Below are 11,723 nucleotides of genomic sequence, written 5' to 3' on the forward strand. Positions count from 1 at the left end.
CGATCATTCGGACAGGGTGAACGGGGCGGTGTAGTTGTCCACGTTCTCGGGGGTGATCAGCACGCAGTCGAAAAGCTGCTTTTCCTCGGCGACCATCGGCTCGCCGTTCTTGATGTAGTGATCGGCCTGGATGACGGCCTCGCGGGCAAAGACCGCGACCGGCTGAAGCACGGTATAGGCCATGTCGCCCGACCGGACCGCCTCGACCGCGTCGGGCGAGCCGTCGAAGCCGCCGACGATCACGCCTTCGTTCTTGCCGGCCTCTTTCAGCGCCGCGATGGCACCCAGCGCCATCTCGTCATTGCCCGAGATCACCGCGTCGATCTGCGGGTTCGCCTGGATGATGGACTGCATCTTGTTGTAGCCCTGCGTGCGGTCCCAGTTGGCCACTTCCTGCGCGACCTTCTCGAGGTCGGGATACTGGCTGAGAACGGTGTTGTAGCCGTTCGACCGGGTGGCGGCGTTGTTGTCGGCCGGGTTGCCGAAGAACTCGACATATTTGGCCGAATCGCCCACCAGCTCCTGCCACTTGACCGCGCCCAGCGCGGCGCCCTGCGCGTTGTTCGACACGAGCTGCGCGATGGCGATGCCGCTTTCGTTGATCTCGGCGTTCACGAGAAAGACGGGGATCCCGGCCTCGGTCGCCTTGCGGACCACGCCGATCGAGCCGTCGGCATTGGCCGGGTCGAGGATGATCGCCTTGGCGCCGTTGGTGATGGCCGCGTCGATCAGGTTCGACTCGGTGTTCGTGTCGCCCTTGTGCGCCGAGACGTTGGCCTCGTAGCCCAGTTCCTCGGCGGTATTCTTGGCCACTTCGCCCTCGGTGAACCAGTAGGGGTTGGCGGGGTCGGTCACGATGATCGAGATCAGGCCCTCGGCCCAGGCCGATCCGGCCATCAGGGGCAGCGTGGCCACGGCGGCCAGCAGCGTCCGCTTGGTAAGTTTCATCATCTCTCGGGTCTCCCTTGGGGTGTGGTGGATGCCGGTCGTCCGGCGGTCTTCGCGTCGGGCCTCCTCGCCCGATGATGCGCGAAACGGGTCACGGGTCTCAGGCCTTGCGGGCCTTGCCCCCGTATTGGATCGAGTTGAGCATGACCGCGAGCACGATGACCGCGCCGGTGAAAACGGTCTGCCAGTACGAGCTGACGCCCACGATGACGAGCCCCGCGCCGAGGAACACGATCACGAATGCGCCCAGCAGCGTGCCCTGCACAGTACCCCGGCCGCCCATCAGCGACGCGCCCCCGACCACGACCGCGGCGATGGCCGTCAGTTCGTAGGTCGATCCCGCGGTCGGCCCCGCCGAGGTCAGTTGCGAGCTCAGCACGATGCCCGCGATGGCCGCGCAGATCCCCGACAGGACATAGACCCAGACCTGAACCGATTTCACCGGCACGCCCGACAGCTCGGCCGCGCGCGGGTTGCCGCCCGTCGAGTAGAGCCAGCGCCCGAAGGCCGTGCGCGTCAGGGTGAAATGCGCCGCCAGCGCCACGGCCGTCAGTACGAAGATGCTGATCGGCACGCCCCAGAGCCGGTTGAAGCCCAACCATTCGAACCCGGTATTGCCCAGCTCGGGCCGGCCCGACAGGTTGTTGAAGGTCAGCCCGTTCGTCATCAGCAGCGCCGCGCCCCGCGCGACATAAAGCGAGCCCAGCGTCGCGACGAAGGCCGGCACCTTGAAAAAGGCGACGAGCACGCCGTTCACCACGCCCACCAGCGCACCCATGGCCAGGGTGCAGACGACCACCGCCCAGACCGGCAGATAGAGGATGACGCCCAGCGCCTCGATCTCGACCCCCTGCATGAGGAAACCGGCAAAGACGCCGCAGAGCGCCAGCGTCGAGCCGACCGAAAGGTCGATGCCGCCCGACAAGATCACCAGCAGCATCCCCACCGACAGCAGCCCGAAAATCGCGACCTGCGACGTCATGATCAGGAAGTTGGACAGGCTGAAGTAGTTTTCCGACAGGATCGAAAAGATCGCGATGATGGCGATCAGGGCGAAAAAGGCCCGCCCTTCGAGCAATACCTGCACGATATTGGCGTCCTCGCCAAAGATCGAGGCGACGGGCCCGCGGGCGCCGTGTTTCTTGTCGGTGGTCACGCCGGTCATGTGTCGAGGGCTCCGTTTCCGTGCCGCGTCGCCGCGGGCTTGTCCATGTCGACGATCGCCCGAGCCGTCGGCTCGTCGACGATCAGCCCGCCGAGCAGGCCGCTTTCGAGAATTGCCTTGATCGCCTCGGCCGTGTCTGGCCCGCCTGCGATGGCCACGATGCGGCGCGTCCCGAGCCGGTCCAGCGGCAGGGTCGCGATGCGCGCGGTGAGGTCGGGACAGACCGGCTGGCCGCGTTTGTCGAAGAAATGGCCCAGCAACTCGGCGACGCCGCCTGCCTGGGCCACCCGCTCCATCTCGGCCGCGTCGATCCTGCCGCTCGCGACCGTCTCGGCCTCGGGCGTCGTGGTGCCGATGGTGGCGACGACCAGATCGGCGCGGGCGCCAAACTCGGCCGCCCGCCGCGCATCGTCGCGCGCCATCGCCGCATCGCGATCCGCGGCGGTGGCAAAGACAAAGGGCGCCTCGATGCCGACCGCGTCGGCCCCGACCGCCCGCGCCAGATGCCGGGCGATGGTCGTGGCACTCGCGTCAGCCCCGGCCCCGCCGGTCATCCCGACGGGCCTGAGATCGGGGGCGCGCGTCTCGGGCAGGGCCGCGACGCAGGACGACAGCATGCGCCCATACCCGACCCCGATCACGCCGTCACGCCCGCGCGCGATCTCGGCCGCGAGAAACCGGGCACCCGCGGCCGCGAGCGCGTCAGGCGTTTCGTCGCCCGTCGCATCCTCGACGACCTCGCAGCGGTCGAGCCCGTGGGCCGCGGCGAGGGTCTGGCCCAGATCGACCTCGCCCGAGGCGGCCATGATCTGCTCTTTCGTGGCATCCGGCCCGAAACTGGCCGAGATCCGGCCCTTGTGCATCACAAGGATGCGGTGGGCGATGGACAGGCATTCGCTGACCTCCGAGGTCGAATAGACCACCGCAAGGCCCTGCCGCGCGCCCTCGGCCAAGAGGCGGAACACCTCGGCCTTGGCGCCGATGTCGATGCCGCGCGACGGCTCGTCGAGCAGCACGACCGAGGGTTTCGTCGCCAGCATCTTGCCGATGACGACCTTTTGCTGGTTCCCGCCCGACAGCGACCCGATGGGCGCGTCACCGCCATCGGTCTTGATCGTCACCTCGCGGATGGCCCGGTCGACGATCTCGCGCTCGGCACTGCGGGAGGTCAGAAAAGCGCGGGTAAAACTGCCGATGGAGGCGAGCGACAGGTTGTGCCCGACCGTCATCGTCTGCACCAGCCCGTCGCGCTGGCGATCCTCGGGCGTCAGGACCAGCCCCGCCTCGATGCGCTGCGCGATCGAGAGCCCGTCGAGGTTGCGCCCGTGCAGACGGACCTCGCCCCCGTCGGCCGGAAGCCGGCCCGCCACGCATTCCATGAGTTCGGTGCGACCGGCGCCCATCAGCCCGTAGATGCACACGATCTCGCCCTGCCGCACGTCGAGCGACAGGCGGTCGACCACGTGATACCCTGATATGCCCGGCGCGGGGATGGTCAGGTCGCGCACCGACAGCGCGACCTCGCCGAACGCGTAGCCGGTGGGCGGCGACCCGAGGTCGAAATTCTCGCCCACCATGTTGCGCACGATCCATTCCAGGTCGATCTCGGACCGGGGGGCATAGGCCGTCATGATCCCGTCGCGCAGCACGACGGCATGATCGGTTATGGTCAGCGCCTCTTCGAGGTGGTGCGAGATATAGACGATCGAGACGCCCCGCGCCTTGAGGTCGCGGATCACCTTGAAAAGCACCTCGACCTCGGCCGCCGACAGCGCCGAGGTCGGTTCGTCCATGATGAGGATGCGGGAATTGACCGACAGGGCGCGCGCGATCTCGACGATCTGCTGCTGACCGAGGCGAAGCTGCTCGACCGGGGTGAGCGGGTCGATATCCTCTTCGAGTTCCTCCATCAGCGCGCGGCACTGGCGTTCTTCCTCGGCGAAATCGACTTGGCCCGCGCGCGTGATCTCGCGCCCCATGAAGATGTTGTCGCGCACGGTCATGTTCGGGGCGAGCGACAGTTCCTGGTGGATGATCGAGATGCCGAGCTCGCGCGCCTCGACCGTGGAGCCGATGACGACCGGAACGCCGTCGAGGATCAGCTCGCCGCTGGTGGGCGAATGGACGCCCGACAGGATCTTCATCAGGGTCGATTTGCCCGCGCCGTTCTCGCCGAACAGCGTCGTGACCCGCCCGCGATGCACGTCGAAATTGACGCCCTTTAGCGCCTCGACGGCGCCGAAGCTCTTGGACACGTCGCGCGCGGCCAGCACAACCTCGGCCGTATCGGGGGCCGCGTCCGGGGCATCGGCAAGCTGAGCCCGCGCCATCACTCCACCTCGAGATCGACCGGCGTCACCAGCCAGTTCTTGGGATTGATCATGGTGAATGCGCCGGTGACGGTCACGGTCTTTCCGCTCAGCGCCGCGCGGTCGAGACCTTCGAGAACCTCGGCCGCCATGGCGCGGTTGATGCCCGCGCCCGCGTCCTGGTACTCGATCTGGTTCTTGAATGCGCCGAACTCGATATCGCCGATCACGTCGCGCAGCTCGGTGCCGTTGATCGCGGGTCCGGTCTGCACGCGGATGGCCGTTCCCTCGGGCATGTCGGGCACGTCGATCGTGAAGATGCCGGAATTGCCCTCGCCGACCGTGCCGGTCAGCGTCACGGCCATGACCGGAAACGCCCCGGCCATCGTGCCGTATTCGGCCACGGCGGCGGCCTTGTCGGCGGCCAGATCGGTGGCGAGCTGCGCCGCCTCGGGCGAGCGGTCCATGACGAACTCGCGGATGCGGGGGAAATGCTCGGCGCCGAAGGCATCGGGGTCGAAGGCCTGCTGGCGCATGTCCTGCTCGCCGCCGATCGAGACGACGGTCGTATCGAGCGCGATAGCCCCCAGCAGCACGACCGCGAGAATACCCACGACGGCCTTGCGCCGCGTGGATCTGGTCGCGCTGGCGGACGCTGTGCCTGTCATTGCCATGGCGGACATACCCCCCTCAGATACCGGCCGGGAAAGATCCCGTTTCGCCCGGATGCGCGCATGTGCGGCCGATACCGGATGCTCCCCCCGGTGCCGGATGCCGATCCGGTGCGTCAGATCAGCCTAGGTGAAAAAAATTACGCTGTCTGCAAAAATTTTCACGACAAGCAACTTTTCCATGTTACATCCCTTTCTGCGGGCTCGGAGGGGCCGTGCGGAGATCGACGAAAGCCCGTTCGATCCGCGGACCGGTCCCGCACCGCGAGGAGGACGGCATGACAGCCAGCAAGAACGGAGCGCCCAGTGGCCGGGTCTTCTGATCTGATCGTCGGAATCGACGCGGGCACCTCGGTCATCAAGGCCGTGGCCTTCGATCTTGGCGGGCGCCAGATCGCCTCGGCTGCCGTGCGCAACGTCTACGATACCGGCCCCGACGGCTCGGCCACGCAATCGCTGCCGCGCACATGTGCCGATTGCGCCAAGGCGCTGCGGGCCCTGGGCGACAAGGTCGACGGGCTGGCCGCGCGCACGGCGGCGGTCGCGCTGACCGGGCAGGGCGACGGCACCTGGCTTGTCGGCGCGGGCAACGAGGCTGTGGGCGACGCGTGGCTCTGGCTCGACGCGCGGGCCGCGCCCACGGTGCGCCGCCTGGCCGCCGGGCCGGACGAACGCGCGCGGTTCGTGGCGACGGGAACCGGGCTCAACACCTGCCAGCAGGGCGCGCAGATGGCCCATATGGACCGGACCGCGCCCGAATTGCTCGACCGGGCCGAGGTCGCGCTGCACTGCAAGGATTGGCTCTTTCTCAACCTCACCGGCGTGCGGGCGACCGACCCCTCGGAGGCGAGCTTTACCTTCGGCGACTTTCGCACCCGCCGCTACAGCGACACGGTGATCGGTGCGCTCGGGCTGGACCATCGCCGCCACCTGTTGCCCGAGATCCTCGACGGGTCGCGCACCGTCCTGCCCCTGACGCCCGAGGCGGCCGCGGCGACGGGCCTGTGCGCGGGCACGCCCGTTTCGCTGGGGTTCGTCGACATGGTGATGACGGCGCTGGGCGCCGGGGTCTATACCGGCGACGCGGGCGCGGCCTGCTCGACGGTCGGCTCGACCGGGGTGCATATGCGCGCCGTCACCGCGGACGCGGTTCACCTCAACGCCGAAGGCACGGGCTATGTCATCTGCCTGCCCGCCCCCGACCGGGTGACGCAGGTGCAGACCAACATGGCCGCGACGCTGAACATCGACTGGGCGCTGGCGCTGGCGCAGGATCTGCTGGCCGAGCATGGCGCGGCCCCCTCGCATGACGACCTGGTGGCGCGCATCGACGGCTGGATGGCGCGCGCGCGTCCCGGCACGCTGGTCTATCATCCCTATATCTCCGAGGCCGGCGAACGCGGCCCCTTTGTCGATGCCGACGCGCGGGCGAGCCTCGTGGGCCTCGGCGCGTCGCACCGCTTTGCCGACGTGATCCGCGCCGTGATCGAGGGGCTCGGCATGGCCGCGCGCGATTGCTACGCCGCGATGGGCGCGATGCCGACCGAGCTGCGCCTGACCGGGGGCGCCGCCCGCTCGGCCGCGCTGCGCGAGGTTCTGGCCGCGGCGCTGAACATCCCCGTCCGGGTGTCGTCGCGCGACGAGGCGGGGGCGGCGGGCTGCGCCATGATGGCCGCCGTCGCCATCGGCGCCTACGACACGATGGAATCCTGCATCGCCGAGTGGACCACGCCCCTGCTGGGCGCCCCCGAGCCGCCCGATCCGCGGCTCGTGCCCGTCTACGACACCCTTTTCGCCAATTACCGCCAGGCGCGCGACGGCCTGTCGCCCGTCTGGAGCGGGCTGGCCACCGCGCGCGCCGCACAAGGAGCATGAGCATGACCGACAGTTCCCGGATCGACCTTTTCGTGATCGGCGGCGGCATCAACGGCGCGGGGATCGCGCGCGACGCGGCCGGCCGGGGGCTGAGCGTCGTGCTGTGCGAAAAGGACGACCTGGCCGAAGGCACCTCGTCGCGGTCGGGCAAGCTGGTGCATGGCGGGCTGCGCTATCTCGAATATTACGAGTTCCGGCTGGTGCGCGAGGCGCTGATCGAACGCGAGGTGCTGATGCGCAACGCGCCCCATATCATCTGGCCCATGCGCTTCGTGCTGCCCCACAGCCCTCAGGACCGCCCCGCCTGGCTGGTTCGGCTGGGCCTGTTTCTCTACGACAATCTCGGCGGCCGCAAAAAGCTGCCCGGAACGCGGATGCTGGACCTCAGGCGCGACCCCGAGGGCGCCGCGCTCAAGGACGACTACACGCGCGGGTTCGAATATTCCGATTGCTGGGTCGACGACGCGCGGCTCGTTATCCTGAACGCGGTCGACGCGGCCGAGCGGGGGGCGACGGTCCTGACGCGCTCGCCCTGTATCTCGGCCCGGCGCGAGGGCGATATCTGGCGCGTCACCACGCGCAATACCATGACCGGCGAAACCCGCGAGTTCGAGGCCCGGATGCTGGTCAACGCGGCCGGGCCGTGGGTGACGGATGTGGTCAATCGCGTGGCGGGCTCGAACTCGGCCCGCAACGTGCGCCTCGTCAAGGGCAGCCATATCGTCGTGCCCAAGTTCTGGAAGGGCGAGAACGCCTACCTGGTGCAGAACCACGACCGGCGCGTGATCTTCATCAACCCCTACGAGCGCGACAAGGCCCTGATCGGCACGACCGACATTGCCTACGAGGGCCGGGCCGAGGACGTGACGGCCGACGAATCCGAAGTACAGTACCTCATCGACGCCGTGAACCGGTATTTCAAGGAACAGCTCACCCGCGACGACGTGCTCACGACCTTTTCGGGCGTGCGGCCGCTTTTCGACGACGGGCAGGGCAACCCCTCGGCGGTGACGCGCGACTACGTCTTCGACCTCGACGAGACGGGCGGGGCGCCGATGCTCAACATCTTCGGCGGCAAGATCACCACCTTCCGCGAGCTTGCCGAGCGCGGGATGCACCGGATCGCCCGGCATTTCCCCGCCATGGGCGGAGACTGGACCGAGACCGCGCCGCTGCCCGGCGGCGATCTCGAGAACGCGGATTACGAGGCGTTCCGCAACCGCATGAAACAGGATTACCCGTGGATGCCGCGCGCGCTGCGCCAGCATTACGGGCGGCTCTATGGCAGCCGCGTCGCGATGATCGTGGGCGATGCCACCTCGCTCGAGGGGCTGGGGCGGCATTTCGGCGGCACGCTCCACGAGGCCGAGGTCGCCTATCTCGTCGAACACGAATGGGCGCGCACGGCCGAGGATATCCTGTGGCGCCGCACCAAGCACCGCCTGCATCTGAGCGAGGCCGAACAGGCCGAGTTCACCGCCTGGTTCCAGTCCCGCGCCGAGGCGGCATGATGGCCCTTACCCTGTCGCTGAACACCAATCCGCTGGTCAACCGCTTTGCCGAGCCGGGCGACCTGATCGACGCCATCGCCCGCGACATCCGCATTCGCGACATCCAGTTGACGCACGAGTTCATCAATCCCGGCTGGCCCGCCCCGGTGATCCGGCGGCTCACGCGCGGGATGGGGGCGGCGCTGCACCGCACCGGCGCACGGGTCACGTCGGGCATGACCGGGCCTTACGGCAGGCTCAACCATTTCGGCCACCCCGACCGGGACGTGCGCCGCTATTACGTCGACTGGTTCAAGACCTTCGCCGACATCATCGGCGATCTGGGCGGGTCATCGGTTGGCACGCAATTCGCCATCTTGACCTTTCGCGATTACGACGACCGCGCCCGCCGCGAAGAGCTTGTGCGGATCGCCATCGACTGCTGGGCCGAGGTGGCCGAACACGCGAAAGCCGCCGGGCTCGAATACCTGTTCTGGGAGCCGATGAGCGTCGGCCGCGAGTTCGGCGAGACCATCGCCGAGGCGATGGCGTTGCAGGACCGGCTGTCGGCCGCGGACATGGCTTTGCCGATGTGGATGATGGCCGATATCGACCACGGCGACGTGACCTCGTCCGATCCGGCCGATACCGACCCCTATGCCTGGGCGCGCGCCGTTCCGCCGGTCAGCCCGATCATCCATATCAAGCAGTCGATGATGGACAAGTCCGGCCACCGCCCCTTTACCGCCGAGTTCAACGCGCGCGGCGCCATACAGCCCGAACCGCTACTCTCCGCGCTGGCCGAGGGCGGGGCCGTCGACAACGAGATCTGCCTCGAGCTGTCATTCAAGGAACGCGAGCCGAACGACCGGCAGGTAATTCCGCATATCGCCGAAAGCGTGGCCTTCTGGGCCCCGCATATCGACACCGGCGCGCGCGATCTGAATGTCTGAGCGCGCGCCCCGCCCCCCTGCCCGCCGGACGGGCCGCCGCCCGTGAGCCGGGATCGCATCTCGGGCGATGCCGAGCGGTCGCTGGCGATCCGCGCCGCGTGGCTGCACTATGTCGGCGGGCTGCGGCAGGCCGAGGTGGCCAAGCGGCTGGGCGTGCCGTCGGTCAAGGCGCACCGGCTGATCGCGCGCGCCGTCGCCGATGGCGCCGTCAAGGTCAGCATCGAGGGCGAGATCATCGAGACGATCGAGATGGAGCAGGCGCTTTGCGCGCGGTTCGGGCTGGAGACCTGCGAGGTCGCGCCCGATCTCGACGAGGACGGCCTGCCCCTGCGGGCGCTCGGCCGCGCCGGCGCCTCGCGGCTGCGCCGGTGGCTCGACTGCGATACCGAGACGACCATCGGCATCGGGCACGGGCGCACGCTGGCCGCCGCCGTGCGCGCCATGCCCCGGCTCGACACCGCGGGGCTGAGCTTCGTCTCGCTGCTGGGCGGGCTCACGCGCAATTTCGCCGCCAACCCGCATGACGTGATGCACCTCCTGGCCGAAAAGACCGGGGCGCGCGCCTATGTGATGCCGGTGCCCTTTTTCGCCAACAGCGCCGAGGATCGCGAGGTTCTGCTGTCCCAGCGCGGGGTGGCCGACGTGTTCCGGCTGGCCGAGACCGCACCGCTCAAGATCGTGGGGATCGGCACCGTCGAGGCCGAGACGCAACTCGTCACCTCGGGCATGATCGGGATGCCGGATATCGCGGCGATCTCGGAGGCGGGCGGCGTGGGCGAGATGCTGGGCCATTTCTTTACACCCGACGGCGCGGTGCTCGAAACGCCGCTGACCGCGCGCACCCTCGCCGTGTCGCTGGACGAAACCCGCGACGATCGCATCGTCGCGCTGGCCGGTGGGCCGTCCAAGGTGGCCGCGATCCGCGCGGTTCTGGCCAGCGGGCGGCTGAGCGGGCTGATCACCGACGAACGCACGGCCGGGCGGCTTCTCGATGGGTGACATTGATCGGAACATCGCACCGGCAACACGAAAGGACGCCACATGACCCGGCCGCAATACTGGATCGGCACGAGCTGGAAGATGAACAAGACCCTCGCCGAGGCGCAAGACTTCGCCCGCGCGCTGGCCGAGGCCGATGCCGGGCGCGACCCGCGCATCCAGCGTTTCGTGATCCCGCCCTTCACCGCCGTGCGCGAGGTGGCCGCGATCCTGTCCGGCACGTCCGTCAAGGTGGGCGCGCAGAACATGCACTGGGCCGATGCCGGCGCTTGGACCGGCGAGATTTCGCCCGCGATGCTCACCGATTGCGGGCTGGACCTGGTCGAGCTGGGCCATTCCGAACGGCGCGAACATTTCGGCGAGACCGACGAGACGGTGGGCCTCAAGACTGCGGCGGCGATAAGGCACGGGCTGGTTCCGCTGATCTGCATCGGCGAGACGCTGGCCGAACGCGAGGCCGGCGCGGCGGCCAAAACGCTGGCCGCGCAGGTCCGCGGGGCCCTTGGCGGGCTTTCGGGCGAGGCTCGGGCCGCGCCGATCCTGCTGGCCTACGAGCCCGTCTGGGCCATCGGCGAAAACGGTATCCCGGCAACCTCGGATTACGCCGATGCCCGCCATTCCGAGATCGGGGAACTGGCCGCCGACCTCTTGGGGCGGCGCGTGCCCTGCCTTTACGGCGGCTCGGTAAACCCCGAGAATTGCGCCGAACTCATCGCCTGCCCGCATATCGACGGGCTCTTCATCGGGCGCTCGGCCTGGTCGGTCGAGGGCTATCTCGACATTCTCGGCCGCTGCGCCGCCACACTCGAAACCTGAAAGGACCACCCATGAAAATCGCAGTTGCCGGCGATACCGCCGGCGAAGGCCTCGCCCGGATCCTGGCCGATCACCTCGGCGCCGCGCATGACGTGTCCGAGATCTCGCATACCGATGCTGGCCCGGATGCCTTCTATGCCAACCTGTCGGAACGCGTCGCCAAGGCCGTGCTGGCGGGCGAATACGAGCGCGCCATCCTGTGTTGCGGCACCGGGATCGGCGTCTGCCTCTCGGCCAACAAGGTGCCGGGCATCCGCGCCGCGCAATGCCACGACACCTATTCGGCGGGCAAGGCGGCCACCTCGAACAACGCCCAGATCATCACCATGGGATCGCGCGTCATCGGACCGGAACTGGCCAAGGACATCGCCGATGCGTTCCTCGCCGCATCCTTCGACCCCGAGGGACGGTCCGCCGGCAGCGTCCGGGCCATCGACGAGGTGGACGCAAAGTATAACCGCGACCGCTAGGCGCGGCGGCCGATCGCCGGGCGGGGC

At 68.5% G+C, this 11,723-nt stretch carries 10 protein-coding genes; 6 read left to right on the forward strand and 4 right to left on the reverse strand.

What is annotated here, in order from left to right:
• Positions 1-3: 3 nt before the first annotated feature.
• From E2L08_RS09925 to E2L08_RS09940, 4 genes are all read right to left on the reverse strand, one after another.
• Positions 4-951, reverse strand: coding sequence for a D-ribose ABC transporter substrate-binding protein (locus E2L08_RS09925; RefSeq protein ID WP_133396925.1), 948 nt, complete (start codon positions 949-951; stop codon positions 4-6).
• Positions 952-1,048: 97 nt separating this feature from the next.
• The gene (locus E2L08_RS09930; protein ID WP_133396926.1) at positions 1,049-2,113 is read right to left on the reverse strand and encodes an ABC transporter permease; all 1,065 of its coding nucleotides are present in this window, start codon (positions 2,111-2,113) and stop codon (positions 1,049-1,051) included.
• A complete protein-coding gene (locus tag E2L08_RS09935; RefSeq protein ID WP_133396927.1) occupies positions 2,110-4,443 on the reverse strand; it encodes an ATP-binding cassette domain-containing protein in 2,334 nt (777 codons plus the stop codon). The genes E2L08_RS09930 and E2L08_RS09935 overlap by 4 nt, the downstream gene beginning before the upstream one ends.
• Entirely contained in the window at positions 4,443-5,036 is a 594-nt protein-coding gene (locus E2L08_RS09940; RefSeq protein ID WP_240758186.1) for a DUF2291 domain-containing protein, read from the reverse strand. The genes E2L08_RS09935 and E2L08_RS09940 overlap by 1 nt, the downstream gene beginning before the upstream one ends.
• Before the next feature lie 363 nt (positions 5,037-5,399).
• Between E2L08_RS09940 and E2L08_RS09945 the strand changes: the two genes are divergently transcribed.
• From E2L08_RS09945 to derI, 6 genes are read left to right on the forward strand one after another with little or no spacing between them, the layout of a single operon-like run.
• Positions 5,400-6,968: an FGGY-family carbohydrate kinase gene (locus E2L08_RS09945; protein ID WP_133396929.1), complete on the forward strand. Its 1,569-nt coding sequence runs from the start codon at positions 5,400-5,402 to the stop codon at positions 6,966-6,968.
• A 2-nt stretch (positions 6,969-6,970) separates the two neighbouring features.
• Positions 6,971-8,479, forward strand: a complete 1,509-nt coding sequence (locus E2L08_RS09950) for a glycerol-3-phosphate dehydrogenase (RefSeq protein WP_133396930.1) — start codon at positions 6,971-6,973, stop codon at positions 8,477-8,479.
• Positions 8,479-9,411, forward strand: coding sequence for a TIM barrel protein (locus tag E2L08_RS09955; protein ID WP_133397024.1), 933 nt, complete (start codon positions 8,479-8,481; stop codon positions 9,409-9,411). The genes E2L08_RS09950 and E2L08_RS09955 overlap by 1 nt, the downstream gene beginning before the upstream one ends.
• 42 nt (positions 9,412-9,453) lie before the next feature.
• Positions 9,454-10,410 (forward strand): sugar-binding transcriptional regulator, encoded by a 957-nt coding sequence (locus E2L08_RS09960; RefSeq protein ID WP_133396931.1) that lies wholly within the window; start codon positions 9,454-9,456, stop codon positions 10,408-10,410.
• A gap of 42 nt (positions 10,411-10,452) precedes the next feature.
• On the forward strand, positions 10,453-11,226 hold the full coding sequence (locus E2L08_RS09965; protein ID WP_133396932.1) for a triose-phosphate isomerase: 774 nt from the start codon (positions 10,453-10,455) through the stop codon (positions 11,224-11,226).
• Between the two features lie 11 nt (positions 11,227-11,237).
• Positions 11,238-11,696, forward strand: coding sequence for a D-erythrulose-4-phosphate isomerase (gene derI / locus E2L08_RS09970; RefSeq protein WP_133396933.1), 459 nt, complete (start codon positions 11,238-11,240; stop codon positions 11,694-11,696).
• The last annotated feature ends 27 nt before the right edge of the window (positions 11,697-11,723 follow it).

Source organism: Palleronia sediminis (assembly GCF_004358695.1).
In the GTDB taxonomy this organism is placed as follows: domain Bacteria; phylum Pseudomonadota; class Alphaproteobacteria; order Rhodobacterales; family Rhodobacteraceae; genus Palleronia; species Palleronia sediminis.

Coding starts and splice junctions, on each gene's coding strand:
- E2L08_RS09925 (WP_133396925.1), bottom strand. CDS start 951: ATGATGAAACTTACCAAGCGGACGCTGCTGGCCGCCGTGGCCACGCTG.
- E2L08_RS09930 (WP_133396926.1), bottom strand. CDS start 2,113: ATGACCGGCGTGACCACCGACAAGAAACACGGCGCCCGCGGGCCCGTC.
- E2L08_RS09935 (WP_133396927.1), bottom strand. CDS start 4,443: ATGGCGCGGGCTCAGCTTGCCGATGCCCCGGACGCGGCCCCCGATACG.
- E2L08_RS09950 (WP_133396930.1), top strand. CDS start 6,971: ATGACCGACAGTTCCCGGATCGACCTTTTCGTGATCGGCGGCGGCATC.
- E2L08_RS09955 (WP_133397024.1), top strand. CDS start 8,479: ATGGCCCTTACCCTGTCGCTGAACACCAATCCGCTGGTCAACCGCTTT.
- E2L08_RS09965 (WP_133396932.1), top strand. CDS start 10,453: ATGACCCGGCCGCAATACTGGATCGGCACGAGCTGGAAGATGAACAAG.
- derI (WP_133396933.1), top strand. CDS start 11,238: ATGAAAATCGCAGTTGCCGGCGATACCGCCGGCGAAGGCCTCGCCCGG.